Raw genomic sequence first — 26,580 nt, forward strand, 5'->3', positions numbered from 1 at the left:
ACACCAAAATTGGATGAGCCTTTGGAGGTACTACTGTATAGGGGAAACAAAGTGGGTAATGGTGTAACTACTATATTTGTAAGGCAGCAAAAGAGATAGCGCGGGAAGGGTACTATATAGTAGGGAAACAAAAGAGATACACTACGCATCATCTACTTTATTAGTGTACAAGGAGTTCATCCTGTTTTATTTACCCATACAAGCATAAACTTTTATGTTACTTAAGGAGGAAAACAAATGAATAGAGAAGCAAACAAGCGCACACTAGAAAGATTCAACGCTTACCGAGATAGCAACGGGGTTACTTTTCAATTTTTATCTAAACAGGTCGGTCTCCATTATAACAACATATCTAAGTGGAGAGCGAATAAGATGCAGTTTAGCCTAGATACATTGAGAAGAATCGAAAACTACATTGATGCTAAGGAGGGAAAGTAAATGAGTTTAGCAACTATTGAAGATTTGAGAGGAATGACCGTAGAGGAAGCAATGGAGGTAGGAGCTGATATTACTAGCCCAGCTCAAAAGGCAGCTAGAAAAGGTAACCCTAAAGAGAAGTACTACGAGGGTAACACGCAATTCACTATGGTAAAGAAAGATATAGAGATGGTACATGAGCACTTATCATTAGAGAACTCAGGAGTAATGATGTTTCTGTTAGGGTTTGCCAAGTTAGGTGAAAATGGCGACCTCTATATTGAGTCAGGAGATAACAAGAAAGCTGAGAAGCTAACAGTTAGCAAACTAGCAGATTTACTCGGTAAGACAACTAGAGCAACAATAAGCATCCTAGATGAGCTGGAAAAGTTAAGTCTCATTGTTAGAACTAAACAAGGACGTAACACAGTTATCTCACTGGGAGAGCAATTCTTTAATATAGGAAACTACGAGGGTAACGATTTATTCACAAAGGTCTATAAGACGAAACTCCTAGAGGTAGCCAAGAAGATTTCCTTCTCGGAGTTAGGGTTGTTCTTCAAGCTACTAAGTCATTTTCATTTTGAACTCCACATTTTAGTGGACAACCCTCATGAGGTAAAACACTCAGAGTTAGCTATATGGTCTAGAAAACATATTGCTCCCTCGGTGGGTTGTTCAACTGATTTTACTAAGAAAGCTATTCCTAAGTTAATCAAAGCAGGGTTATTAATGGAGATTAACTTGGTGAAGAAAGTAATCATCTTGAATCCTCAGCTAGTAAGTAAGAAGATTAAAACTCCAAATATTAGGGAGCTAGCTGATGCTATCGAGTTGGCTTCTCTTTCTATTAGTAACTTCAAGAAGTAACCCCTAAAACATTGTCTTCATAGGCTCACCACTAGAGCCAGCCTTAAAAATACCCCGAGGAGGAAAAATAAATGATCTACACTAAACAGTTTACTTTAGAATTACTAGCCGAAATGAAATACCTTGGAAAACCTATCACAGAGGCAGGACTCTCCAGAGACCGTCCTCGTTTGTATAACGCCATTAGATGCTATTTTGAAAGCCTAGAAGATGCAATCTCACAGGTTACACCTATACCGGTACAGACTTACAGATGGACTATTAAGGAGGAATGCTAATGAGCAGAATCAAATGGAGTAAGGAATTAATTCTTGAGAAGATACAGGAGTTAGAATCTCAAGGAGTTAACTATGGAGGTGGATCTATACAGAAAACTAATCGTTCTCTGTATAGTGCTGGTCGCAGACTCTTTGGCAACTGGTCTAGTGCTTGCGAGGAAGCAGGTGTATCTATACCGCTTAACCCCAAAGTAACATCTCCCGAAGTACTCAAAGTGTTTGAACCACCTCAGGAGAAGCAAGAGAGCCAGTCTAATAAGGTATATGAGGACTTTAGAATAATCACTCCTGATTATGAAGAGTATACTAGAGAGCTAGCATGGAGAATAATAGGAACAATCGGATTAGCAGCAGACCCATTTAGTTTCATCCCTGAGAAGACAGGAGTTAACGTGAAAGTCTTCAATGATTGGCTAAGAGGAAGCAAAACAATGGGGTACGATGATATGATCACAATAGGTAGATACCTGAGAGAGCTGGCTCAATAGGAGTTAGTTCTCTTTTTGGTATACACTTGTATATACAACTAACACAACTGTTACTATATATATGTAGGGAAACAAAAGAGTTGCTTCTTTATTGTTTCCTCCATAGTTTTACACATTGTATCATCCCCCTCCCAGTACCTAGTGAGAACGGAAAACTTACTAGGTACAACCTTAATCTTGTATGTTGCTAGTAAGGTGTATGCCTCCTGAGGGCTAACTATCTCTTGACTTACTAGCAACATAGAGGGTTAAACCTCTGCCATTTATATAACCCCCTGAGGTGATGTTTAAGGGGACATCTAATCAGGACTTACTCCTTGTTCTCACGAGCAGGGAGTCCTTTTTAAATAACTAATCGGTACAACTTAGTACCTATATAGATTAACTGATTAGGAGCTGATAGTATATGAGACTATCTTACGAAGAAAAGGAAATTAAGATTTGCTTGAATGAAGCTACAAGAGACCGCTACAAGAAGTATAAACAACTCACAGGTTGTTCTAATACGGCATTCGCTAACAAGATTGGCTTTAGCAGATGTACATTCCAAAATTGGTTAGCTAACAAGTTCGACTTTAGTGTAGGAGCTTGTGAGCATATGCAATTCATCATGGGTTGTATCCATGACGAGTTAGCAACAATTAAGTAGCACTAATGAGACGGATAGCTGCTGAAGGTATAAAACTACCGGAGGTTACTGTCTCGTAGCTACTACAAAGGGAACAAACTTATATAATCTCCTGAGGGTTATATTCTACTTTGTTTCCTTTGTAATAGTTCAGCTACTAAGTAGCACTTACTACACTATTACCATAAAAAACTAATTGGCTCATACATAGTAGCCACACAGGAGGAACATACATGTCAGATTTAATCTTAGGTCAACACCCCTTATTGAAAAAAGTAATGCCTATGCGAGTACGAGAGCTAGCAGAGAAACGCTTTGTAGCTGATGCTTTACTAATGAAAGTCTCTGCCGACTCATTAGCTGTTAAGTTCTTCAAGGATGCTGAGGGATACGGCTCTTATGAGGATGTACCTGAAGTAGGAGAAGGCTCAGGATTCAAACGTATTGGACTTAGTGAGGAAGCTCGCTTAGAGATGATTCGTAAGTACGGCCTAGAGTTTACGTTCTCATATGAGATGCAAAAGTGGGGTACTCACGGCCAGTTCGAACGAGCATTCCGTAAGTTATCCAACTCAGTTGTAGCTATGGTGAATAACCTAGTTTACGATAAGATTCACGCAGCAGCTACAGCAGGAGAAGGCAACCGAGTTGTTAAATCAAGCAACTACTGGGATGCTCCTATCACAGCACCTACAGAGGGACAACCTGTACCACCTACAGGAGCAGACAATATGATCGCTGACATCGTAAATGCTAAAAAGAAAGCTAAGTCGAAAGGCTACAAGTTAAACACGCTAGTAATCGGTATCGATGTAGAAGCTATCCTTCTCTCTAGTAAATCTGTCCGTGATTCACTTAAGAAGGACAACGAGGACGTAGCTTTCTTAGAGGGTTATATTGGTGACTTCTTAGGCTTATCCGTTATCGTTGATGAGAACTACCCTAGCGACCTAGCGTTACTAATGGAACGTAATATCGCAGGTGAGATTGCTGATGCAGAACCGTTAACTACTGAGACGTATAACCAACCTGAGGACAAAACGACTATTGGTCGTGTTACTCGTTATACTACTGCTTACATTACCGATCCAGGTGCAGTATTCGTATACGAGAACGTGTTATCAGTTTAATAATCCTATAGGGAGGTAGCCAATTGGTTATCTCCTTTTTTTATTTCTATCAGAGGTGATAAACATGGAACTAGTAAAGTTTAATCATACAGGTGAGCTAGTGGACTCCTTCTCAGAGGAAGGAAACGATCTAGTGAAAGATGCTGAGTTGTTCTATACAGGCAAACACAGAGGACGTAACTATACAATTAAAGACCTTCATGCTTTGGCTAGCTCGTTCAACAAAGAGGATGAGATTCCTATTCAATTAGATCACTCAGAGTCAGCTAGAGACACTGTAGGATTCCTAGAGAGTGTATCTGTAATAGGTGATAAGCTCTACGGAAAGTTACGTATTATAGAGGATTCCATTAAGGAACGAGTGCGAAAAGGACTTGCTAAAAAGGTGTCTATCTCGTTCTATACAGACTCTAGCGGTAACCCTACGAGACTAAGAGAGGTCTCCCTAGTAGCATTCCCTCAATTGAAAGGAGCTACTTTATTTAGCGAGTTGGACACTAACGAGGATGACCTAGAAATGTACCAACAGTATAAGCGATCACTACGAGTGTAAGGAGGAAAACATATGACTAACAAGGTAAAGATAGTTACCCACTCAGGTGGTGTACTTGAAGTAAAACTAGAGGACGGTAAACTAACAGATTTCATTCAGTGGATTGAGCAGGAGTCTTCCTCAGTGTTTCCTATCTCGGTAAATGACAAGAAGACAATCTACCTAACGAGCGTATCTGTAGAATTATTCTCAGTAGACAAGGAGGAGAAGTAATATGACTAAAAAAGGTGAGAAGCATAGATACTCCTCTCCGGAGGCAAAGGCTAGAGCGTTAGCGAATCTTCCCCAGAAGGGACAAAAGAGGACTTATTCCTCAGAGGAAGCAAAGGAACGTTCTCTAGCTAACCTTAAAAAGCCTGATGGTAGTGGACATTATTACATTCATGGCATCTACTCAAAGAACTTCCGCAATAGTTGGACAGAGGAGGAACAAGCCTACTATGATGACTTTATGAGCCACTACAAAGAGGAATATTCTCTGAGCAAAATGGATGAGGATATGCTAGACCGCTACCTCGTAGCAATGATTAAGACGAGACGGATTGACTCTGTAGGAATGGAGTATGCTATGAATCGTAGCTCTAGTAAGATGAACTTTGACCAGGAAGCTGTTCGTATGGCCCAAGAGCTGGGACTATCTCGTAGGTATCGACTAAGTAAGGGTAACGTAGAGAACAAGTCAGAGTTTGACGTATCAGTACTCTTTGATGGTATGAACGATAAGCAATAATAACACTAGGGGGAATGCTTATGAAGTACCGTTGTTATGTGAGATGGACACACTCAGGTAGAGAGTATCTCTCGGAGTTTACTACTGAGACCGCTAACCCTGAGGAGTGGCTGATACAGGATATTACCAAGTGTTATAATAAGCAATTCAGATACACTATAGATGGAAGACTAATAGGAGTGGAACTAGAAAGGATGTAATTATCTTGTGAGACCGGACTATTACTACTACAAGCTCATAGGTGCTACTATGCTGATAATCTTTGGAGGCATCGTTATGATGCTCACACTCATGAGCCTGTAACTATATATAGGAAATAAGATACCGAGAGAGCAATTCCAAGGTGATTAACTTTACTTAGGTGAACATAGGTAGGGTTAACTGCTGGGAATATGCCTTCTCGGTATTTTTGTTTTACTGAGAGGCGGGTCCTTTAAGATGGATCATTTAATAATCCATCTCGTATAGAGTTAAATTAATTAACTCTTAACCTAGAATCAATGAAAGAACTAGGCATAGGAAAAGTTGGTGCTAATATATTCACAAAGAGAGCAATCCTCAGAGTAGGGATGTTACTACGTGACTCGGAAGTAGCTAAAGAGGTTCGTACTCAGTTGTTAAACATCGAGGAGAATACAACTACGGAGGTTTTTTTGTTTTCTGAGAGGTAGTTCCTTTAATAATCCATCTCGTATGGAGTTAATTAATTTAACTCTTACAGTCGAACCTATAAGGACTCGGCTCAAAGTTGAGCTTAGCTCAAGAGGAAAGCTGGTCGAAACAATGTTTAGTGCAGGTCAAAGAAGAAGTTATCACCTCACCGATACAATATAGCGGTCAGGAAAGGTTATGCATAATGTGCACACCCTTGGTCGATGAAGATGAGAAGGTGTTACACAATACGTACACCCCTAGAGGACGACAGAAGAGGCTACACTCATAATAGAATATAGCCGCCTCCTAGCATCAGCTATCTAGTAACACCATTGAGAACGTCCTCTACATAGCCCTCTACCTCGTTAATTAAATCATCCCAAGCTTGAGCTAGTTCATCCCCAGAGACCGACACCTCTTTGATAATATTATGAGCCTCCTCCTCGGCTACTTCCTCTAGTAGGTCTAGCTTAGTGATAGCTTCACTATTAGAGTCATATACCTCTAGGAGACGGATAAGAGCTTCTTGTAGGACATCATCAGGAATGCTTTCTATGAAAGTTGGTAACTCCTTAAGTAGCTTCTGCTCAACTGATCCAATGGCTTCATCAATAGGTGTCCCCACAGGTGGCTGATTAGGTGAGCGGTTAAGTGTAATCTCTGCAGGTAACTCCGCCTCGGTAATCTTTAGGGCCTTAATGATTTGTACATACTGAGCTAGATGGATTTCTTCCTCTGTGAATAATACTTTAGTGTTTGTCATAATTAGTTTCCTCCTCGTTTATCGTCTTCTTACTTACCATTCTGCTACGTTTCAAAATAAGACACAAGATATATGTATAAATTCTTTCTTTATTTAACTTTTACTTTTCGACAAGACAGATGTGTTTGAACCTGTGGAGTTAACAAACCTCCTCAGTTTAATTTTGTAGGAAATTGAAAAGTTTGTTCTTCAGTTTTCTTTGCTCAACAGACATCATTTTTGAGAGAACGCCAAATAAATAACCTTTGAAGTCTTTTCTAATCTTGTTCATCTTTAGAGCAAATACAGATTGTTTGAACGCTGAGATAGCCACCTCAGTTGTATCAACTAAGTCAGGTGCATACTTGCTTGCAGCCAATTTAACTTTACCCCAAATAGCATATATCTCCTTAGCTGTACCAAAGAAGGGGGATACTGCATTGATAAATTCCATAGGTACACATGAGTTAACCAAATAAGATGAATCTAAATCATCCAGTTCAACAGGTGCGCTATTACGTATCTTTAATTCTTTAGAGCTTTTAGTTTTAGTTGTAATGGCTTCGTTCTCGTGAGATGGCTCATCAAGTTGCTCAGGAGTAGGCTCGGTAACTTCCTTGCAAGATGCCAGCTCATGGTGACGTTCAAAAGGATTAATTACACAGATGAATGCTGAGTAGCCACCCTTAACAGGTTTAAATTGTTCAATACGAGTAATGATTCCTAGCTCGCTGAAACGTTTGAGGGCACGCTGAATAGTACGCTTAGAGTATCCTGTTAGATCAGCTAGCGTGTTATTCTTGAGGTAGCTAACTCCAACGAATTTACAAGAGTAGTTTGATAGCTTTAGAAGTATCACTCGTTCGCTGTCCTTTAAGTCGTATTCTTTTAGGGTAAGATCAATAGTTTTGTCCATCTCATTAATTGAATCAAATGATATGTATTTTCTGAGTTCCCTCATTAATATAGTCCTCCATCTTTATAGAAGGAACACCCCTTGAGCTAGTACCAATAAGCATGATACAATAGCAAACAAGAAAGCTCCTTCGAGTTTTCTTCCGAGAGAGAGTCCTGTCTGGCCGCCAAACTAGAGCAGGATTCTCTTTTTATTTGTCTTAAATCTCAAGTGAATTAAGTGGATTAAACTTCTCATTTTGCTCTCGTAGAGCTGTTCCCCAAAGAGATAAATACCTTTCGGTCATTCTAAGGTTTGAGTGCCTGAGGAGCTTCTGCAAAGTAAATACGTCCATTCCTTGCATGATACACCTATGAGCAAAGCTATGTCGGAAAGTATGACAGCTTAAACGTACGTCTTTGAAGTTCATCACCTTAGATAACCTTTGGAAGATTAACTTTACTGCATTAGGTGTAAGTTGTTTTCCTTCCCTCGAGGTGAACAGATACTGAGGTAAACTCCCTAGCTCCTTCTCTACAAAGATTCTCCATTCACATATCTCCTTTGTTAGCTTATCTGTGATAGGTATACTCTGTTGTTTCCTCGCTTTACCAAAGAGGACAACTGATTGATTTACTAAGTCAATATCCTTCCACTGTATGTTCACGAGCTCGCCTAGACGGATTCCTGTACTCAGCAGCAGTACAATGATAGCGTGATCTCTGTAACCAAAGAATGATTTATCTCTAGTTTTTAACCTACGGTAGTATCTAAGCATTTGCTGGATGTGATAATCTGTGAAGACTTCTATCTTAGTATCCTCCTTAGCGGGTTTGAGCTTTCTTACAGGGTTGTCCTTGTGTTCTATTACCTCCTCGTTTTGCCAGTAGTTAAAGAATATCCTCAAGTGATGTAACTTTGAGTTGCAAGTGACTACACCATTCCCTCTCGTCTTCTTGCAGTACCTGAGGTAGGACTTTACAGTTACCTCTCGAATGTCCCTTAAGTCAACTATTTCCAGCTCCGAGCAAAAGTTCCGGAATTCATTTAATGTAGCCATGTAGACCTCAATTGTCCTATGAGATAGGTTGTTGTATTCTTTCTCTTCTTGAAACTCCTTCATAGCAAAACGTAACAGCATTCCTACACGTCCTTTCCTGTGTAGTTGCACACAAAAAAGAGGACTACCTAGCTAACCTTCATAGGTTAACTTTAAGTAGTCCTCTTTACGAGTTGTGAGTTTATATAGAACTCCCACAGTTTCAGCTTTTGGGAATAGCCTCTCAAGTATTGATACCATTGAGATAGCAGACTTGACAGGTTAAGAGCCTACGGTGACAAAACTGTCAAGGTGGCGCTCTCCCTGCTGAGCTACGGGATCTTCAAAAATGCGTATGTACCAGCATCTTTAATCTTTATGCTAAAGTAATTATATGAAATTAACTGAAATTTTACAATGTTTTATATTAAATTTGAAGAGAAAGTAGTTGGAATGGCGCTAGTCGTGTATTAAGGAATACATAAGTAGAGAATGTAATGAAAAGTCGGTTCGAATAAAGTGGTTATATTATTTTTTTGATACCAATCTAAAGGACCTTCATCACTTAAATCAACAAGAAAAGGGAATAAGAAGTGTAAAGGTAAGCTAATAAGTTCTGGCATAGCGTTCAATGTTTTCTTTGATAGATACTGCCTTCCGAAACAATACGGACAATCTTTTTCAAATGTCACGAGTATCGACCATACATCTTTTATTGTCCACTTCGTTTTACAATATGTACAACGCGCCATAGAGTTCCTCCTCATGTTAAGGTTTCTTCTAGTATATTCCATTTTATTGTGCTGAAGTCATTTGTATTTGGTGTGATAAAATGTAAGTTGTTTTGTTTTTTATGTGGATTTATTTAGTCATTTATGATCAGTTATATATCGTTTGCTATTTTTGCAGGGTGATAGATTTTCAGTTTCAATATGCAAATTGGCCAATATATCCTTTTTACAATTTACTTAAAATCATGTATAACAGAGATACAAGATTATTTTATCCCGCTATTTGCGGGCAGTAAGATCCCTACCTCAAAATTCAGCGAAAGCAAAGAAGTTAGGTGGGGGCGGGCTGCCCGTAAAAGCCCGATTGGTGAAGGCTGATTAAAGTTTCACTTTATAAATATTCAGAAGTAGAGGGAGAATTATTGTAATGGTAAGGAAAACGTTCAAGATGCGTGTATCTAAAAATAGAACGATTTCGATTAATGGCTCGATTCTTGATGTGGATGTTACACATGATGAGTTTTTACAAGAGTTTATTGAGTGGGTCGATTCTAAAGGTTGGTCGTTTATGGGGATGACAGATGAGATTACACCCGAGGAAGCTAGTCAAAATTTAATAGATTCATTGATTGATGAGAAGGATAAGAAAGAATAATTCCTTCTTATTTTTTATTGTATATTCATGTTCTTTATCGTAAAAGTATGATATAGTAAAAAACAGTGAATGTTCTTCCAATTTAATACAAATTACATATAGATTGGTAGATTCAGTTTTTAAGCTGTGAGAGTATAGTGAAAAGGGAGAGTCATATGGTAAATTTTAAGAAAATTTTGGCTTTTATTACCGTTATTTGTTTATTTTTTTTGACACCTATGACGTTACGTGCTGAGACGAATATTGGAGTGAATCCAGAACAAGTGGCACCACCACCTAAGGAAGGGCCAAATGTTTTTAGTCAGTTTGCAACTACGATTGATGCGAAAACGGGAGATGTTTTGTATGACAAAAACGCACATCATCGTGCATTTCCGGCTAGTATGACGAAAGTGTTAACAGCAATTTTACTTATGGAGCATACAAAGCCAGAGGATCAATTTACGTTTTCGCAATTAGCATTAGATCAAGAGAAGAGTAATTATCAAATTGAGTTTCAACCTGGTGAGACGATTAATAGAAATACTGCGCTTATGATTTTAATGGTGCTGAGTGCGAATGATGTATCGTATGCGATTGCGGAGCGTATTGGCGGAAGTGCTGAGAATTTCGCTCATATGATGAATGAGAGAGCGAAGCAATTAGGTGCGACAAATAGTCACTTTGTCACGCCAAATGGATTGCATGATCCGAATCATTATACTACGCCATTTGATATGGCTATGATTACGAGAGGTGCGCAAAAATATCCTGAGATTTTACAAGCAATGAATACGAAAAGAACGACAGTTACGACATCTAGACAGACGGTGTCTATTTTTAACAAGTCTACTTATTTTGAAAATCCATATAGCATTGGTGGTAAGACGGGTTTTACAAATGAAGCGCGCAATACACTTGTTTTATTAAATGAGAAGGATGGAAATCGTATTATAAATGTAGTGATGGCTTCTCAAAGACCTGAAATTTATGAAGATTTGAAGCAGATGGCGGACTATTCTTTCGGTCAATTTGTGAAGCAAACGGTACTAGATAAACATAGTTGGCATCAAAAGACGACGTATTTAAATAAAGATATTGATAGCGAACTTGAGCAAAGTGCAGAACTTATGCTTAAGAAAGATGAAGGGAAAAACGTAAGGACGACTTTCCGAGCAGCTTCATTAGATAAAGATTCTTTATATCATAAAGGAATTCATCGTGGTGAGGTAGTTGGGGCGGTTGATATTACGAAAAATAATCAAACAATTGCGACGGTAAATGTTCTTTCAAAAGAAGATGTTACTTTTGCGATGCCTAAAAAAGATTCGGCTACGCCTGCAGTAAACGAATCAAATGTGAAAATAATAAGCATTGGGATAGGTGCGGCTGTACTATTTGGAGCCATTTTATTTGTAGTGCTACGCCGAAATACAACAGGGATGAAATCAGAAGAAAAATAAATTACTAGTTAAAAGATTGTGAAGAGACTTTTTCACAGTCTTTTTTTATATATTTAAAATAACTAATAATTGTAAATTTTCTTATTGCATTTCCGCTATGTTCGTTATATTATTTAGTTGTGTTCTTGTTAAAGAACAAAAATGAATATTGCATACTTCAAATAATATAAAACAACGGAGAGGGAGAGAAACGATGAAATTAATTTGGAAGGTGATTAGCAACGTTATCTCATTTGTTTTATTTGCATTGATGGTTTGTTTAGCTTTTGTAGTTATTTCTTCAAAAGCGAGCGGTGGGGATCCGACAGTGATGGGATATCAATTTAAATCAGTGTTATCAGGATCGATGGAACCAACATTTTTAACAGGATCAATCATTGCGATAGAGCCGACGAAAGATGGTTCTAAATATCAAAAAGGTGATGTTATTACTTTTAAAGAGAAAGATGAAAAAATTATCACTCACCGTATTATCGGTGTGAAAGATACAAATGGAAAAGTAATGTATGAAACAAAAGGGGATAACAACAACGGTGCTGATTTAGAACCAGTACTTGCGGAGAATGTAATTGGAAAATATGCGGATATTACAGTTCCTTATGCAGGGTATGCATTAAATTATGCGAATTCAAAAGCTGGAGCTGCTTTACTTCTTATTATTCCAGGAGTCTTTTTACTAGGATATTCCGCTATTACTATTTTTAGTGCGATTCGTAGCATAGACGGAGAAAAGAAAGAGAAAAAAGTAGAACAATCCGTCTAGTTCATTTGGTTATACTTTCCGTTTCGGAAGTTGACAAATATATAAATCAAGGGGATATGGACATGACTTTAAAGAAAAAATTAGGGATGGGTATCGCATCAGCTGTATTGGGAGCGGCATTAGTTGGCGGAGGAACATTTGCATTCTTTAGTGATAAAGAAGTATCAAACAATACATTTGCGGCCGGTACGCTTGATTTAGCATTAAATCCATCAACAGTTGTTAATGTATCGAATTTAAAACCTGGTGATACAGTTGAAAAAGAATTTAAATTAGAAAATAAAGGTACATTAGATATTAAAAAAGTTCTATTAAAAACAGAATATAGTGTAGAAGATACGAAGAAAGATAATAAAGATGATTTTGGTAAACATATTAAAGTAACATTCTTAAAAAATGTAGATAAGCATGAGACGATTGTGAAACAAACTACATTAGATAAATTGAAGGGTGATACACTTACAGCAGTAGATAATGATCTAGCTGCTTGGTTCTGGGATGAAAAAGGTATATCTGCAGGTAAATCTGATAAATTCAAAGTGAAATTTGAGTTTGTTGATAATAAAAAAGATCAAAATGAATTCCAGGGTGATAAGCTACAATTAACTTGGACGTTTGACGCACAACAAGGCGACGCTGAAGCAAAATAATAATGACAATAAAAAGAGACTATCAAAAATGATAGTCTCCTTTTCTGTTAAAAGGGAAATGTAAAAAGAAAGATAATTTCTTATATCATTTTATAATTCACTTTATTATAATAAAGTTATGATTCTTGATAAAGAACAAGTTGTTCGATAGGAGAGATTAAAATGCTGAAGCCACCTCGCAATTTCAAAAAGATGCTTATATTGCCATGTTTGTGTTCTATTACTTTTTATTTAGGCTCTCAAATGATGACTTATACAGAAGCAGCTTTCGTTCATGAAACGAAAGTAACGGCTACCATTTCTACAGCAAGTATTTTTCCAAAAACAGTTGATCAATTAACAGAACAAGCTAAGAAACATAAGGAAGTTATTTTGCATGAGTATGAAGGGATGAAATCAAAAGTAACTGTTACTTCCACTCAAGAGTTAGAACAGACGCTTGTTACGTGGAAGCAAGGGCGGGAGAAAATAGTTGCTGAGAGAGAATTGTTACAAAAAGTATATGTATCAATAGAAGGTCCTTTTAATCAAGTGAAAGAAGAGCTAAAAGGAAATGAAAGTGAATCGAATAAGCAAGTATTCTCGTATGTGAATGCTGGCTTCCATATAGTGAAAGAAAACTGTGAGTATGTTGATAAAGAAGTTAATTTACAAGTGATTGATAAACAAATTCAAGATTTTGAGAAGTTACTAGTAGATGAAACAGCAAAACTAGAAGAGAGTAAGAAACGAGAAGAAGCGAAAAAATTAGAAGAGAGTAAGAAACAAGAAGAAACAAAAAAACTAGAAGAGAGTAAGAAACAAGAAGAAACAAAAAAACTAGAAGAGAATAAGAAACAAGAAGAAGCAAAAAAATTAGAGGAGAGTAAGAAACAAGAAGAAGCGAAAAAATTAGAAGAGAAGAAGAAACAAGAGGAAGTGAAAAAACTAGAAGAGAAGAAGCAAGAGGAATCAAAAAAGCAAGAAGAGAGTAAGAAACAAGAATAGCAAGTAAAATAAAGCAACATATAGAGCGAATAGCGGTTATAAAGCCGAATAGGTGAGAGAGAGCATTGCGCCTCACCTATTCGGCGTATCCTCTTTATTTTAACAATACACGTAAAAATCTAGAAGGTAGGAGAAAATTAGTTGGCAGTATGATAGTGAAGGAGAATAATTAATTTAAATATTAATTAATATTTTTAGAAATTTCAGAATAATATTGAGAAATGAAAATAACTGAAAATACTAATAAAAAGTTGTTGTATTTATATAGTCATGTTCGTTATAATGAACATAAGGTTTTTAAAAAAGAACAAATATTAGCTAAGCTAATATAGTTTTAGTTACATCTCTTATTTTAAATAAGAGATGGCAATAAAAATATAAAAAACAGCTAGGGGGAATTGATTGTGAGTCTGAAAAAGAAATTAGGTATGGGAGTTGCATCAGCAGCATTGGGGTTATCTTTAATTGGTGGAGGAACATTCGCTTACTTTAGCGATAAAGAAGTATCTAACAATACATTTGCAGCTGGGACGTTAGATCTTACATTAGACCCTAAAACGCTTGTAGATATTAAAGATTTAAAACCAGGGGATTCTATTAAGAAAGAGTTCTTATTAAAGAATAGCGGTACATTAACAATTAAAGACGTTAAACTAGCAACAAAGTATACTGTGAAAGATGCAAAAGGCGATAATGCTGGTGAAGACTTTGGTAAGCACGTTAAAGTGAAATTCCTTTGGAACTGGGATAAACAAAGTGAGCCTGTATATGAAACAACTTTAGCAGATTTACAAAATGCTGATCCAGATCTTTTAGCTAAAGACATCTTTGCTCCTGAGTGGGGAGAAAAGGGTGGATTAGAAGCAGGCACAGAGGATTATCTGTGGGTACAATTTGAATTTGTAGATAATGGGAAAGAACAAAATATCTTCCAAGGTGATTCATTGGATTTAGAATGGACATTCAATGCTAACCAAGAAGCTGGCGAAGAAAAATAATTAAAAAGCGGGGATTCCCCGCTTTTTTTATAAAGAAAAAAGAAGTGCTGGTTGTAAGCACTTCTTTCTATTTATTATTTTTGATCGTGCTTCCATTTTGTAAATTCAAGAAATTCACGAAATTGTTCTTTGGAGACACCTGAGCTCATTGCATCTTTAACGAGTTGTGTCCATTCGGAGTCTAAGTGATTTTCCTTTGCTGTTTCATCATGAAGTAGAGTATCAACTGGAATTTGTAGAACTGCTGCAATTTTTTCAAGAAACTGAATGGAAGGGTTTTTTTGTAAATTTCGTTCTATAGAACTAATGTAAGATTTAGCAACACCAGCTTTTTCGGCAAGTTCAGTTAATGAAATACCTTTTTGTAAGCGAAGGCGTTTTATACGTTCTCCAATCATATTTGCGCACCTTTCTATCAATATGTAGTCGTCTTATGATGTCATTATTATAACATAAACTTCGTTAAAAAGAACAAGCCTATTGAGCCTGACTGGATGGCTTCATACGTTGGAAAAAATGTTCGATATCTTGCAGGGCGATACCAGCATCTAGAGCTTCAAGTATTAAATCAATCCATTCTTGGTCCAGTGCGTCAGTCTTATCTTTGTACAAATGTAATTCCTCCCTAATTATCGGTCATAACTGCTGCTACAGAATATATGATAATGCAATCGCATTTTGTGTTTTATATAGTGAATTATCAAATATTTTGTAGATAAAACAAAGATAAAATCCCCATTAAATTCCCTCTATGGAAATTATAAAGTTTTTGACAAGTATTTTCAATATTTTCAGAAAACATTGTTGAATTGTGATATATTCGTATGCTAACTATGGAATTTTTACAAATATATTAAAAACATTACATAATATGACTAAATATTGAAAAAATATTGAATTTTTAATAAAATTCAATTTGTAATACATATTATTTATTAGGGGAGGAAATAAGGGATGAACAAGAAACCGTTCAAAGTTTTATCATCAATCGCTTTGACAGCTGTATTAGGTCTTTCGTTCGGAGCTGGTACTCAATCTGCATATGCTGAAACGCCTGTGAATAAGACAGCTACGAGCCCAGTTGATGATCATTTAATTCCGGAAGAACGTTTAGCAGATGCGCTAAAAAAACGTGGGGTAATTGATTCGAAAGCTTCAGAGAAAGAAACAAAGAAAGCTGTGGAAAAATACGTAGAGAACAAAAAAGGTGAAAATCCTGGGAAAGAAGTAACAAATGGGGACCCACTTACGAAAGAAGCATCTGACTTTTTAAAGAAAGTGAAAGATGCAAAAGCAGATACGAAAGAAAAGTTAGACAAACCAGCAACAGGAACACCTGCAGCGACAGGCCCAGTTAAGGGTGGTCTAAATGGTAAAGTACCAACATCTCCAGCAAAGGGAAAAGAATATAACGGTGAAGTTCGTAAAGATAAAGTACTCGTTTTACTTGTAGAGTACGCTGACTTTAAACATAACAATATCGATAAAGAGCCTGGCTATATGTATTCGGAAGATTTTAACAAAGAACATTATGAAAAAATGTTATTCGGTGATGAGCCATTTGCGTTAGAGGATGGAAGCAAAATCGAAACGTTTAAACAATATTATGAAGAGCAATCTGGTGGTAGTTACACAGTAGACGGAACGGTTACAAAATGGTTAACAGTTCCTGGTAAAGCTGCTGATTACGGTGCGGATGCTGCTACAGGTCATGATAATAAAGGACCAAAAGGACCACGTGATTTAGTAAAAGATGCATTAAAAGCAGCTGTAGATAGCGGTATTGATTTATCTGAGTTTGATCAGTTCGATCAATACGATGTAAATGGTGATGGAAATCAAAAGCAACCGGACGGTTTAATTGATCACTTAATGATTATTCATGCAGGTGTTGGACAAGAAGCGGGCGGTGGTAAATTAGGTGACGATGCAATTTGGTCACATCGCTGGACAGTTGGACCAAAACCATTCCCAATTGAAGGTACACAAGCGAAAGTTCCATATTGGGGCGGAAAGATAGCGGCATTCGACTACACAATTGAGCCAGAAGATGGCGCAGTTGGTGTATTCGCACATGAATATGGTCATGATTTAGGCCTTCCAGATGAGTATGATACAGACTATACTGGTCATGGTGAGCCAATTCAAGCTTGGTCTGTTATGAGTGGCGGAAGCTGGGCTGGTAAGATTGCAGGAACAACGCCAACGAGTTTCTCACCACAAAATAAAGAGTTTTTCCAAAAAACAATTGGTGGTAACTGGGCGAATATCGTAGAAGTAGATTACGAGAAATTAAATAAAGGTATCGGTCTAGCAACATATTTAGACCAAAGTGTTACGAAAACGAACCGTCCAGGTATGATTCGTGTAAACTTACCTGATAAAGATATAAAAACGATTGCTCCAGCATTTGGTAAGCAGTACTACTACAGCACAAAAGGTGACAATCTTCATACAACGTTAGAAACACCATTGTTCGATTTAACGAATGCAACGAATGCGAAATTTGATTTCAAATCGTTATATGAAATCGAAGCAGAGTATGATTTCCTTGAAGTACATGCTGTAACAGAAGATGGGCAAAAAACGCTAATTGAAAAACTTGGTGAGAAAGCAAATAGTGGAAATGCACATTCGACAAATGGAAAATGGGTTGATAAATCATATGATTTAAGCCAATTCAAAGGTAAGAAAGTAAAATTAACATTTGAATACATTACAGATGGTGGTTTAGCATTAAACGGTTTCCTACTTGATAATGCTTCATTAACAGTAGATGGCAAAGTAGTATTCTCTGATGATGCAGAAGGTACACCACAATTTAAATTAGATGGTTTCGCAGTTTCTAACGGAACTGAGAAGAAAAAACATAACTACTATGTAGAGTGGAGAAATCATACTGGATCAGATAGCGCATTGAAATTTGCTCGCGGTCCAGAATATAACTCTGGTATGGTTGTATGGTATGCAGACTCAGCTTACACAGATAACTGGGTTGGTTTACATCCAGGACATGGTTTCCTTGGTGTAGTTGACTCTCATCCAGAAGCAATTGTAGGAACTTTAAATGGTAAACCGACAATTGAGAGTAGTACACGATTCCAAATCGCTGATGCGGCGTTCTCATTCGATAAAACGCCAGCATGGAAAGTTGTATCTCCAACTCGTGGAACGTATACGTATAACGGCTTAGCAGGTGTGTCGAAGTTTGATGATTCGAAAACGTATATTAATCAACAGATTCCAGATGCAGGACGTATTTTACCGAACCTTGGCCTAAAGTTTGAAGTAGTAGGACAAGCTGATGATAATTCTGCAGGTGCTGTTCGCTTATATCGTTAATACAGTAAAACTACCGAGAGATTTTCTTTCGGTAGTTTTTTTGTGAGCAATGAATTTTATATAAAAGAAGAAATTATATATAATGTAACTTTACGAATAGAAATTTATTATATATGAAGTCTATATAAATAATGAAAGAATTGGATAAAAATAGTGGGAGAAGGTGAATGAATGAGTGTTTCTTCTATTGTAAATAAACAAAAAGCATATTTTTATAATGGCCATACGAGAAGTGTAGAAGTGAGAAAGAATAATTTGAAGAAGCTTTATGAAGGCATTCAGCGTTTTGAAGAAGAAATATTTCAGGCATTGAAATTAGATTTAAATAAGTCAGTTCATGAGTCGTTTACAACGGAAGTTGGATATGTATTAAAAGAAATTTCCTTTCAATTGAAGCATATTTCATCGTGGAGTAAACCGAAGCGGGTTCGAACAGCACTCACTCATTTTGGATCAAAGGGGAAAGTAGTTCCTGAACCGTACGGTGTGACACTTATTATTGCACCATGGAACTATCCATTTCAATTAGCAATTGCACCTCTTGTAGGAGCGTTGGCGGCTGGAAATACAATTGTTTTAAAGCCATCAGAGCTAACGCCAAACGTTTCTAAAGTGCTTACGAGGATGTTAGAGGAATTATTCCAAGAAGAGCTTGTAGCGGTAGTAGAAGGCGGTGTAGAAAAGAGTACGGAATTGTTAAAGGAACCGTTTGATTATATGTTCTTTACAGGTAGTGTCGGTGTTGGAAAAGTTGTCATGGAGGCAGCAGCGAAACGGTTGACACCACTCACGTTAGAACTTGGCGGAAAAAGCCCATGTATTGTACATAAAGATGCAAAAATAGATGTAACAGCAAGAAGAATTGTGTGGGGTAAGTTTTTAAATGCAGGGCAGACGTGTGTAGCGCCTGATTATATGTATGTGCATGCCTCGGTGAAAGAACAGTTAATCGAGGCGATACGACATGAAATTGCGGAGCAGTATGGAAAAGATCCACTGAACAATGACAATTATGTACGAATTGTGACTGAACGTCATTTTGAACGTTTATGTACATTTTTGAAAGATGGTAAAACGGTAATCGGCGGGAACTATAAAAAAGAAACTTTACATATAGAACCAACAGTGTTAACAAATGTTACATGGCAAAGTACGGTTATGGAAGATGAAATTTTTGGTCCGATTTTACCAATTGTAGAATACGACAACATAGAAGAGGTAATTGGCACAATTCAGCAACATCCGAAGCCGTTAGCGTTATATGTATTTTCTGAAGATAAAGAAGTGCAAAAGAAAGTGACGAGTAATATTTCATATGGCGGAGGCTGTATTAATGATGTTGTCTATCATCTTGCAACGCCATATTTACCTTTTGGTGGCGTCGGAAGTAGTGGATTAGGTAGTTATCATGGGGAAGAAAGTTTTCGGACTTTTTCACATTATAAAAGCATTTTAGCCCAATCTACGGCATTCGATATGAAAATTCGTTACTCTTCTACAAAAAGTGCTTTAAAATTCATACGAAAGTTGTTAAAATGATGATGGTGTTTATCAGTAGGCGTAGCCGTATGATAATAACCCCTTCGCAATGGAAGGGGTTTTTCTGTTCGACATATGTATCATGCGAAAATGAATCAAACATACTACATAAAGAATAGAAGAGAACGCTGCTAAACAACCATTTTTGTTTGGATCGAAACAAAAAATAGTCTATAGAACATAAATATTTATTCATGAATATAAAAATTAAAATTTAAGGTAGATAGGACGGGAAAATGAAAAAGATTATTAAAGTTGAAGCAGTAGAAAAACATTTTGGAAATCAAGTGATTATCCCACCTCTTTCTTTAGACATTAAAGAAGGGGAATTTTTAACGATTTTAGGGCCGAGTGGTTGCGGGAAAACAACGTTACTTCGCATGATCGCAGGATTTGAAACTCCAACTAAAGGGAATCTTTTATTAGATGATGAAAAGATTAACGATTTGCCACCATATAAGCGTCATATGAACTTAGTGTTCCAACATTATGCGCTATTCCCACATATGAATGTGGAGAAAAATATTTGTTTCGGTATGAAAATGCAGAAAGTACCGGCAGCAGAGCAGAAAGAGCGTGCTGAAGAGGCAATGCGTTTAACGCAGTTACTTGAGTTCCGTAATCGTAAACCTGCAAAGCTTTCTGGTGGACAGCAGCAGCGTGTAGCAATTGCGAGAGCGATTGTAAATAACCCGCGTGTATTATTACTAGATGAGCCACTTGGGGCGTTAGACTTTAAATTAAGAAAAGATTTGCAACGTGAATTGAAAAACTTACAACGTAATTTAGGAATTACGTTCATATACGTAACGCACGATCAAGAAGAAGCGATGAGCATGAGTGATCGTATTGTCGTTATGAATAAAGGACATATTGAACAAATTGGAACGCCGAAAGAAATTTACAATAAGCCGAAAACGATGTTCGTTGCGACATTTATCGGTGAAAATAATATTGTGAAAAACGGGGAAGGCTATGTAGCAATTCGCCCTGAAAACGTAAAGGTACGTTCGGTTGAAGAGCCGATTTTAAAAGAATACCATCTTGGACATATTGAAGACGTTGAGTTTGTTGGAAATATGGAAAAGCTGTATGTACGTGACGAGAAAACATCAGAATTACTAATGGCATATCAAACTGCTGAAGAAGCAATGCAGTGGAGCATTGGAGATAATGTATACGTAGGCTGGGAGCAAGAGGACGAGGTGACCTTAAATTGAAAAAAGGGAAATTACTCGCACTACCTACAGTCGCGTGGCTGTTAATCTTCTTCCTAATTCCCCTTCTGTTTGTATTGGCATTTGCCTTCATGCAGCGCGGAGCATACGGAACAGTGGAAATGAAATTTACGTTAGAGAATATAGCTCGTGTGTTTGATCCACTATACATGGGAACGTTATGGGAAACTGTTAAGATTGCAGTTATTACAACAGTAATCTGTTTACTAATTGGTTATCCATTTGCTTATACAATTACAATTGTTGATCGTAAATACCGTTCCATTCTTTTATTATTGGCAACGATCCCGTTTTGGATTAACTTCCTTGTTCGTTCATACGCATGGATTGTTATTTTACGTTCACAAGGTCTTGTAAACACATTGCTATTGAAACTAGGTATTATTAGTGAACCGTTAAATTTACTATATAACACACCTTCTGTAATACTCGGAATGGTCTATTCTTTATTACCATTTATGATTTTACCGGTGTATGCAGCGATTGAGCAGCTTGATAAGCGCAAGCTAGAAGCAGCTTATGATTTAGGAGCAACACCAGCGAAGGCATTTTGGAATGTAACAGTACCAATGACAATGTCAGGGATTGCTACTGGTTCTATTTTAGTGTTTGTTTCTTCTATCGGAATGTTTGTTGTATCAGACGTTATGGGTGGATCGAAAGTAGCGTTAATCGGAAACGTAATTCAAAATCAATTCTTAGGAGCGCGTGACTGGCCGTTTGGGTCTGCGTTGTCTATGATTGTTGTTCTATTCTCTGTTCTGTTAATTTACTTATATTATCGTGCAACGAAAGTATATAAATATGATGGGAACGGAGGGGAATAGAGAAAGATGAAGAAGTTTTTAGTTTCTTATTCTTGGTTAATTTTATTGTTCTTGTATTTTCCAATGATGGTTTTAATGGTATATTCCTTCAATGATTCTCGTATTAATGCGGAATGGGAAGGTTTTACGCTCCATTGGTATACAGATTTATTTCAAAAGCAAGATGTTATTGATGCGTTTGTAAATAGTATGACGATTGCGATCGTAACGACGATTGTAACGACAGTTCTTGGTGTGATTTTCGCGCTTGCAGTACATCGTTATAAATATCGTTATGAAGGGGCTATTAACGGTCTTGTGTATTTACCAATTTTAATTCCTGATATTTTAATGGGATTATCTTTACTTATCTTATTTAGTCAATTAGGTATGGAACTTGGCAAAACAACAATTATTATCGCGCACATTACATTTAGTATTTCATTTGTTGTCGTTATTTTAGCAGCACGTCTTTCTGGTATGGGACGTGATTTAGAAGAGGCTGCGAATGATTTAGGAGCAACGCCGTGGCAAACGTTTCGTTATGTAACGTTCCCGGCAATTGCACCAGGAGTTGTTTCAGCAGCATTATTAACATTCACATTATCAATTGATGATTTTGTAATTAGTTTCTTCGTATCAGGACCAGGATCAACAACATTGCCATTATACATTTACAGTATGGTTAAGCGCGGAGTATCACCAGAAATTAATGCACTTTCTACAATTTTAATTGTAGCTATCGTAGGATTAATGGTTCTATCTGAAATCTTCCGTAACAAAGGTGCAGATGGTGAAGAAAACTCTGGAGGACACCTTCCTTTATAATACGAACGATATAGAAAGTACGAGGGGGTAATAAACCGATGAAATTAATGAAAAGATTAGCCGGCGCAGCAATTAGCTTTAGCCTTGTTGCTGGTGTACTTGCTGGTTGTGGTGAAAAGAAAGAAGAGTTAAACATTTATAGCTGGGCTGACAATTTTGATGAGCAAGTGCTAAGAGATTTTGAAAAGAAATATAACGTAAAAATTAACTATGATAAGTATGCAAGTAATGAAGAAATGCTTGCGAAATTACAAGCTGGTGGCGCGAAGTATGATTTAATTCAGCCGTCTGATTACATGGTTAAAACAATGGCGAAAATGGATTTATTAGCGCCGTTAGACAAAAAGAATATCCCGAATATCGAAAATATGGTTTCTAATTTCAAAACACCGGCTTTTGATCCAGAGAATAAATATTCTTTAGTATATACTTGGGGTGTAACAGGGATTGCATACAATAAAAAGTATGTGAAAGAAGCTCCTACAAGCTGGGCTGACCTATGGAATGAGAAATATAAAGGGCATGTAACTTTATTAAATGATTCTCGTGAAGTATTAGGTATGGGTCTTAAGAAAAACGGCTTCTCAAACAGCACGAAAGAAGATGCACAGTTAAAGACAGCAGCAACTGATTTACAGAAGCTACTTCCAAACTTATTAGCATTTGATACAGATAATATTAAACAAAAATTCATTACAGAAGATGCTTGGATCGGAACAGTTTGGTCTGGAGATGCAGCATTTATCGCAAAAGATAATAAAGATGTAGAGTATGTTGTACCAAAAGAAGGCGGCACAATTTGGGCTGATACGTTAGCAATTCCAAAAGGTGCGAAAAACAAAGAGCTTGCAGAGAAGTTTATGAACTACTTATTAGATGAAAAAGTAAGTGTGAAAAACTACGAGTCAATTGGATACAGTAATCCAAATGAAAAAGCTCATCCCCTTCATAGTAAAGAATATCGTGATAACCATATGATTTTCTTAACGAAAGAAGAATTAGATCGTACAGAATGGCTTGTTGATGTAGATGATAAGTTAAAAGACTATGATCGTTACTGGACAGAGTTAAAAACAAAAGGTAAATAAGTAAGAAAATGCGGTTTCTAAAGTAGAAATCGCATTTTTTCATAGTAGGAGGAAATCGTTTGAAAAAGAAGTTACATCAATATGAGCTAGTATGTATCGCTTTATTACTTGCTGTATTTGGTATTGTTGCTTGGCGCGTACATGCGGGTGGTGTTACAGTGATGGATACATATGTCCGAGCATTAGTAAAAGGATTACAAACAGAAGATTCGCTTACATTTTTCTCGCATTATACAAAATTAGGGTCTGCCATTGGGATCGTAACTACGCTCGTTATAAGTTTACTTGTTTTTTGGAGAAAACGTTATTATGCTGCGATGATCGTGTATCCAGTTGGTATTTTAGTAACACATCTTGTAAATAAAGGGATAAAGGAAATTGCGAAAAGAGAACGTCCGTCGTTAAATGAAGCGCTGGATGCACTTGGGTATAGTTTCCCTAGTGGGCATGCAATGTTATCTATTATGACATTCGGGTTTCTTGCTTATATCATTGCCGCTAATTTGAAGAGTGTAACTGGGAAATATGTTATAACGATTTTGATGGGAATCATAATTGTATCGATTGGATTAAGCAGAGTTATTTTAAATGTGCATTATCCAACTGATATTTTAGCTGGTTATTGCGTAGGTGGTATTTTGTTAATTATGGCGATTTACTATCACCGTTTACTTACAGAGAGATTAGGACTTAATAAAGAGAGATAGAAAAACGTCTGGAAAAACTATCATTATAGTGTTTCCAGACGTTTTTTGTTTGTACGAAGATGTGATACATTATAAATAATAATTGAATTATTTAAAGTAGGTGAAAATGTGTGAAAACAAATGTACATAAAGTAGATAAGTGGGGGAAGTTAGGAGCTTTTTTGTATCAGTTTCGTTATACAGTAATTGTAGCATTACTATTGCTTGCGATAGGACTCGGTATTTTCGCTCCAAAGCTACCAGGAGTATTAGGTGGTGATGGTTTCCAAACAGAAGGGGACTATCAAAAAACGAAAGAAATTTTAGATAAAGATTTTAAGAGGTCTCAAGATACACTTTTACTCGTTTTTGAAAAAAATAAAGGTGTTTCACATGAGGAATTTCAAAAGCAAGTAGAGGAAATTGTAAAGAATGTACAAGAGAAAGAGACTTATGAATCTTTCCATCACCCAGTGCAAAATAAAGAAATGTTACAAGATGATATCGGCTATGCGACAATTTTATTTTCCGGGAAAACAAATAAGGAACGAATGGAAAAGACATTACAATTTGCTGATAAAGTCGAAAAAGAAAGTAATGCAGCGTTAAAAGTAACGCCAACAGGATTTCCAAAAATTAATCAAGAGATTAATGAAAGAACGCAAAATGATTTAAAAGTAGCAGAGATGATTGGCCTGCCAATTGCATTTCTCGTATTACTATTTTCATTTGGTAGCCTTTTGGCATCTATTTTACCAATTGTAAATGGGGCACTTAGTGTTATTAGTACGATGGGCATATTATACTTTATAGGTGTCGATAAGGAACTATCTATCTTTGTGTTAAATGTTGCACCGATGATTGGACTTGCGTTATCCATTGATTTTGCGCTATTATTTGTAAATCGCTTTCGAGAGGAAGTTGCAAAACGAGCGGTAAAAGAAGCGATAGCAATTACGTATCAAACAGCAGGGCGTGCGATCGTATTTTCAGGATTATGTGTATTTGTTGGGTTATCCGGCTTGTTTTTCTTTAAAATTGATTATATTCAGTCTGTCGCAATTAGCGGAATGATTGTTGTGATTATGAGTATTTTATTCTCACTCACACTCCTTCCAGCGCTATTATCATTAATTGGGAAACGGATATTAAAAAAGAATCAAGTAGCACATACGCCGGCAAAAGCTTGGCGTACATTTGCACAATTTGTAATGAAACATCCAATTGCGATGATTATTGTTGTTACAACATTTATTGTGATTTGTCTATTACCATTACGTACAGCTAATTTGCAGTTCCCTGACGTAGAAGCTCTACCTAAACAAAGTGATACAAGACTTGCATATGAGAAGTACGAAGAAGCATTTAATAAAACTGCAAAAAAACATGCTGATGTTACGTTAGTGATAGAGACGAAAAAAGATATGAAAGAAAAAGAAAGTTTACAAAAGATAGAAGAAGTCGTTCAAAAGTTAAAAGATGATAAGAAAGTATATGAAGTTAGAAGCTTATACGACGGGTTAACTGGTATGAAAGCAGATCAAGTTGCTGGAATATTAGCGTCGCCAGAAGCAACGAAACTAGCTCCTGTATTTGAAGTATATACGAAAGGGAATAAGACGACGATAGAAGTCTTTCTAAAAACAAAACCACGTACTGAAACTGCTAAACAGTGGGTTCGTGATTTTAAACAAAATTATAAAGGAACGAATGTTACGTATTATTTAGGCGGAATGACGACGTTCCAACAAGAGTTAGAAGATGAAATTAAAGATAAAGTTGCAATTGGTATGTCTGTTATATTTGGATCGACCTTTGTTATATTATTATTTGCATTCCGATCTATACTCATTCCGATTAAGGCAATTATTATGAATATACTTAGTTTAAGTGCAACAATTGGAATTGTTGTTTGGTTATTTGAAGGTGGGCATTTTGGATTAGAAGCGAGTCCTGTTCTATTTGTCTTACCAATCTTCATTTTCGGCCTTGTATTTGGGCTTAGCATGGATTATGAAGTCTTTCTTATTTCACGTATTCATGAGTTATATGAAGAAACAGGAGATAACGATCAAGCGACGTTAGAAGGACTTGTGTCAACAAGTAGAATCATTACATCCGCTGCACTAATTATGATTGTTGTAACTGGTGCGTTCGCCTTTACTGATATTTTACCAGTACGGCAAATGGGGCTTGGCGTTGCATTAGCGATATTCCTTGATGCAACAATTATTCGTCTTATGCTTGTACCAAGTTTAATGAAATTGTTTGGAGACTGGAATTGGTGGTTACCATTTCGAAAGAAAAGAGAAAAATCATCGTAAAAATACTCATCTATGAGATGAGTATTTTTTTATGAATAGCAAGACCTACATTTTGCAAATAGTATGTGATAAGAACATT

General features: G+C 36.7%; 27 protein-coding genes and 1 pseudogene. 22 read left to right on the forward strand and 6 right to left on the reverse strand.

Translation table 11 applies throughout. The annotated features are described in order from the left end of the window. Positions 1-237: 237 nt before the first annotated feature. The 8 genes from F8162_RS18025 to F8162_RS18065 all read left to right on the forward strand — a co-directional run bounded on the left by F8162_RS18025 (position 238) and on the right by F8162_RS18065 (position 5,094). The gene (locus tag F8162_RS18025; protein ID WP_151631234.1) at positions 238-438 is read left to right on the forward strand and encodes a helix-turn-helix domain-containing protein; all 201 of its coding nucleotides are present in this window, start codon (positions 238-240) and stop codon (positions 436-438) included. Next, positions 439-1,287 carry a hypothetical protein gene (locus F8162_RS18030; protein ID WP_151631233.1) on the forward strand — a complete coding sequence of 283 codons (849 nt, stop codon included), beginning with the start codon at positions 439-441 and terminating at the stop codon, positions 1,285-1,287. Positions 1,288-1,564: 277 nt separating this feature from the next. Then, a complete protein-coding gene (locus F8162_RS18040; protein WP_151631231.1) occupies positions 1,565-2,053 on the forward strand; it encodes a hypothetical protein in 489 nt (162 codons plus the stop codon). 406 nt (positions 2,054-2,459) lie between these two features. Beyond that, the gene (locus F8162_RS18045) at positions 2,460-2,702 is read left to right on the forward strand and encodes a hypothetical protein (RefSeq protein WP_151631230.1); all 243 of its coding nucleotides are present in this window, start codon (positions 2,460-2,462) and stop codon (positions 2,700-2,702) included. Between the two features lie 212 nt (positions 2,703-2,914). Continuing rightward, positions 2,915-3,811 (forward strand): hypothetical protein, encoded by an 897-nt coding sequence (locus F8162_RS18050; protein ID WP_151631229.1) that lies wholly within the window; start codon positions 2,915-2,917, stop codon positions 3,809-3,811. Between the two features lie 64 nt (positions 3,812-3,875). Then, the gene (locus tag F8162_RS18055) at positions 3,876-4,364 is read left to right on the forward strand and encodes a hypothetical protein (protein ID WP_151631228.1); all 489 of its coding nucleotides are present in this window, start codon (positions 3,876-3,878) and stop codon (positions 4,362-4,364) included. A 12-nt stretch (positions 4,365-4,376) separates the two neighbouring features. Then, positions 4,377-4,577 carry a hypothetical protein gene (locus F8162_RS18060; protein WP_000182715.1) on the forward strand — a complete coding sequence of 67 codons (201 nt, stop codon included), beginning with the start codon at positions 4,377-4,379 and terminating at the stop codon, positions 4,575-4,577. 1 nt (position 4,578) lies between these two features. After that, a complete protein-coding gene (locus tag F8162_RS18065) occupies positions 4,579-5,094 on the forward strand; it encodes a hypothetical protein (RefSeq protein WP_151631227.1) in 516 nt (171 codons plus the stop codon). 970 nt (positions 5,095-6,064) lie between these two features. Here the strand turns inward: F8162_RS18065 and F8162_RS18075 are convergent. The 4 genes and pseudogenes from F8162_RS18075 to F8162_RS18090 form a co-directional block, all read right to left on the reverse strand. Further along, positions 6,065-6,511, reverse strand: a complete 447-nt coding sequence (locus tag F8162_RS18075; protein ID WP_151631226.1) for a hypothetical protein — start codon at positions 6,509-6,511, stop codon at positions 6,065-6,067. A gap of 157 nt (positions 6,512-6,668) precedes the next feature. Then, the gene (locus tag F8162_RS18080) at positions 6,669-7,451 is read right to left on the reverse strand and encodes a helix-turn-helix domain-containing protein (protein ID WP_151631225.1); all 783 of its coding nucleotides are present in this window, start codon (positions 7,449-7,451) and stop codon (positions 6,669-6,671) included. A gap of 154 nt (positions 7,452-7,605) precedes the next feature. Further along, positions 7,606-8,526: a tyrosine-type recombinase/integrase gene (locus F8162_RS18085; RefSeq protein ID WP_061681411.1), complete on the reverse strand. Its 921-nt coding sequence runs from the start codon at positions 8,524-8,526 to the stop codon at positions 7,606-7,608. A 428-nt stretch (positions 8,527-8,954) separates the two neighbouring features. Continuing rightward, a pseudogene (locus F8162_RS18090) lies at positions 8,955-9,176 on the reverse strand (hypothetical protein); the annotation flags it as partial. Positions 9,177-9,582: 406 nt separating this feature from the next. Between F8162_RS18090 and F8162_RS18095 the strand changes: the two are divergent. From F8162_RS18095 to calY, 6 genes are all read left to right on the forward strand, one after another. Further along, complete coding sequence (locus tag F8162_RS18095) at positions 9,583-9,810, forward strand: hypothetical protein (protein WP_151631223.1); 228 nt, start codon at positions 9,583-9,585, stop codon at positions 9,808-9,810. A gap of 155 nt (positions 9,811-9,965) precedes the next feature. Next, positions 9,966-11,252: a D-alanyl-D-alanine carboxypeptidase family protein gene (locus F8162_RS18100; RefSeq protein WP_151631222.1), complete on the forward strand. Its 1,287-nt coding sequence runs from the start codon at positions 9,966-9,968 to the stop codon at positions 11,250-11,252. Positions 11,253-11,445: 193 nt separating this feature from the next. Continuing rightward, on the forward strand, positions 11,446-12,015 hold the full coding sequence (gene sipW, locus F8162_RS18105; RefSeq protein WP_151631221.1) for a signal peptidase I SipW: 570 nt from the start codon (positions 11,446-11,448) through the stop codon (positions 12,013-12,015). Positions 12,016-12,077: 62 nt separating this feature from the next. Next, positions 12,078-12,665 (forward strand): CalY family protein, encoded by a 588-nt coding sequence (locus tag F8162_RS18110; protein WP_151631220.1) that lies wholly within the window; start codon positions 12,078-12,080, stop codon positions 12,663-12,665. A 162-nt stretch (positions 12,666-12,827) separates the two neighbouring features. After that, entirely contained in the window at positions 12,828-13,652 is an 825-nt protein-coding gene (locus F8162_RS18115; RefSeq protein WP_151631219.1) for a DUF4047 domain-containing protein, read from the forward strand. Between the two features lie 404 nt (positions 13,653-14,056). Further along, the gene (gene calY, locus F8162_RS18120; protein ID WP_151631218.1) at positions 14,057-14,650 is read left to right on the forward strand and encodes a biofilm matrix protein CalY; all 594 of its coding nucleotides are present in this window, start codon (positions 14,057-14,059) and stop codon (positions 14,648-14,650) included. Between the two features lie 74 nt (positions 14,651-14,724). Here calY and F8162_RS18125 read toward each other — a convergent pair whose 3' ends face one another. Beyond that, positions 14,725-15,048 carry a helix-turn-helix domain-containing protein gene (locus F8162_RS18125; protein ID WP_000578867.1) on the reverse strand — a complete coding sequence of 108 codons (324 nt, stop codon included), beginning with the start codon at positions 15,046-15,048 and terminating at the stop codon, positions 14,725-14,727. A 79-nt stretch (positions 15,049-15,127) separates the two neighbouring features. Then, positions 15,128-15,262, reverse strand: coding sequence for an anti-repressor SinI family protein (locus F8162_RS18130; protein WP_000276217.1), 135 nt, complete (start codon positions 15,260-15,262; stop codon positions 15,128-15,130). A gap of 342 nt (positions 15,263-15,604) precedes the next feature. Here F8162_RS18130 and inhA1 point away from each other — a divergent pair, with 342 nt between their 5' ends. The 8 genes from inhA1 (at position 15,605) to F8162_RS18170 (ending at position 26,501) form a co-directional block, all read left to right on the forward strand. Next, positions 15,605-17,992 carry a M6 family metalloprotease immune inhibitor InhA1 gene (gene inhA1, locus F8162_RS18135; protein WP_151631217.1) on the forward strand — a complete coding sequence of 796 codons (2,388 nt, stop codon included), beginning with the start codon at positions 15,605-15,607 and terminating at the stop codon, positions 17,990-17,992. Between the two features lie 171 nt (positions 17,993-18,163). Continuing rightward, a complete protein-coding gene (locus F8162_RS18140; protein ID WP_151631216.1) occupies positions 18,164-19,531 on the forward strand; it encodes an aldehyde dehydrogenase in 1,368 nt (455 codons plus the stop codon). 236 nt (positions 19,532-19,767) lie between these two features. Continuing rightward, positions 19,768-20,751 (forward strand): spermidine/putrescine ABC transporter ATP-binding protein PotA, encoded by a 984-nt coding sequence (gene potA, locus F8162_RS18145; RefSeq protein WP_151631215.1) that lies wholly within the window; start codon positions 19,768-19,770, stop codon positions 20,749-20,751. Continuing rightward, entirely contained in the window at positions 20,748-21,596 is an 849-nt protein-coding gene (potB, locus tag F8162_RS18150) for a spermidine/putrescine ABC transporter permease PotB (protein WP_151631214.1), read from the forward strand. Before potA ends, potB begins: the two co-directional genes overlap by 4 nt. A 6-nt stretch (positions 21,597-21,602) precedes the next feature. Next, a complete protein-coding gene (gene potC / locus F8162_RS18155; RefSeq protein WP_048561459.1) occupies positions 21,603-22,403 on the forward strand; it encodes a spermidine/putrescine ABC transporter permease PotC in 801 nt (266 codons plus the stop codon). A 38-nt stretch (positions 22,404-22,441) separates the two neighbouring features. Beyond that, positions 22,442-23,491 (forward strand): spermidine/putrescine ABC transporter substrate-binding protein PotD, encoded by a 1,050-nt coding sequence (potD, locus tag F8162_RS18160; protein WP_048561458.1) that lies wholly within the window; start codon positions 22,442-22,444, stop codon positions 23,489-23,491. A gap of 59 nt (positions 23,492-23,550) precedes the next feature. Further along, positions 23,551-24,198, forward strand: coding sequence for a phosphatase PAP2 family protein (locus F8162_RS18165; RefSeq protein WP_151631213.1), 648 nt, complete (start codon positions 23,551-23,553; stop codon positions 24,196-24,198). Between the two features lie 110 nt (positions 24,199-24,308). Next, a complete protein-coding gene (locus F8162_RS18170) occupies positions 24,309-26,501 on the forward strand; it encodes an MMPL family transporter (RefSeq protein WP_151631212.1) in 2,193 nt (730 codons plus the stop codon). Positions 26,502-26,580: the final 79 nt, after the last annotated feature.

Source organism: Bacillus sp. CH140a_4T (assembly GCF_008923725.1).
In the GTDB taxonomy this organism is placed as follows: Bacteria; Bacillota; Bacilli; order Bacillales; family Bacillaceae_G; genus Bacillus_A.

Coding starts and splice junctions, on each gene's coding strand:
- F8162_RS18115 (WP_151631219.1), top strand. CDS start 12,828: ATGCTGAAGCCACCTCGCAATTTCAAAAAGATGCTTATATTGCCATGT.
- F8162_RS18060 (WP_000182715.1), top strand. CDS start 4,377: ATGACTAACAAGGTAAAGATAGTTACCCACTCAGGTGGTGTACTTGAA.
- F8162_RS18100 (WP_151631222.1), top strand. CDS start 9,966: ATGGTAAATTTTAAGAAAATTTTGGCTTTTATTACCGTTATTTGTTTA.
- F8162_RS18065 (WP_151631227.1), top strand. CDS start 4,579: ATGACTAAAAAAGGTGAGAAGCATAGATACTCCTCTCCGGAGGCAAAG.
- inhA1 (WP_151631217.1), top strand. CDS start 15,605: ATGAACAAGAAACCGTTCAAAGTTTTATCATCAATCGCTTTGACAGCT.
- F8162_RS18095 (WP_151631223.1), top strand. CDS start 9,583: ATGGTAAGGAAAACGTTCAAGATGCGTGTATCTAAAAATAGAACGATT.
- F8162_RS18025 (WP_151631234.1), top strand. CDS start 238: ATGAATAGAGAAGCAAACAAGCGCACACTAGAAAGATTCAACGCTTAC.
- potC (WP_048561459.1), top strand. CDS start 21,603: ATGAAGAAGTTTTTAGTTTCTTATTCTTGGTTAATTTTATTGTTCTTG.
- F8162_RS18075 (WP_151631226.1), bottom strand. CDS start 6,511: ATGACAAACACTAAAGTATTATTCACAGAGGAAGAAATCCATCTAGCT.
- F8162_RS18055 (WP_151631228.1), top strand. CDS start 3,876: ATGGAACTAGTAAAGTTTAATCATACAGGTGAGCTAGTGGACTCCTTC.
- F8162_RS18080 (WP_151631225.1), bottom strand. CDS start 7,451: ATGAGGGAACTCAGAAAATACATATCATTTGATTCAATTAATGAGATG.
- F8162_RS18030 (WP_151631233.1), top strand. CDS start 439: ATGAGTTTAGCAACTATTGAAGATTTGAGAGGAATGACCGTAGAGGAA.
- F8162_RS18140 (WP_151631216.1), top strand. CDS start 18,164: ATGAGTGTTTCTTCTATTGTAAATAAACAAAAAGCATATTTTTATAAT.
- F8162_RS18125 (WP_000578867.1), bottom strand. CDS start 15,048: ATGATTGGAGAACGTATAAAACGCCTTCGCTTACAAAAAGGTATTTCA.
- F8162_RS18110 (WP_151631220.1), top strand. CDS start 12,078: ATGACTTTAAAGAAAAAATTAGGGATGGGTATCGCATCAGCTGTATTG.
- potA (WP_151631215.1), top strand. CDS start 19,768: ATGAAAAAGATTATTAAAGTTGAAGCAGTAGAAAAACATTTTGGAAAT.
- sipW (WP_151631221.1), top strand. CDS start 11,446: ATGAAATTAATTTGGAAGGTGATTAGCAACGTTATCTCATTTGTTTTA.
- F8162_RS18085 (WP_061681411.1), bottom strand. CDS start 8,526: ATGCTGTTACGTTTTGCTATGAAGGAGTTTCAAGAAGAGAAAGAATAC.
- F8162_RS18040 (WP_151631231.1), top strand. CDS start 1,565: ATGAGCAGAATCAAATGGAGTAAGGAATTAATTCTTGAGAAGATACAG.
- potD (WP_048561458.1), top strand. CDS start 22,442: ATGAAATTAATGAAAAGATTAGCCGGCGCAGCAATTAGCTTTAGCCTT.
- F8162_RS18050 (WP_151631229.1), top strand. CDS start 2,915: ATGTCAGATTTAATCTTAGGTCAACACCCCTTATTGAAAAAAGTAATG.
- F8162_RS18045 (WP_151631230.1), top strand. CDS start 2,460: ATGAGACTATCTTACGAAGAAAAGGAAATTAAGATTTGCTTGAATGAA.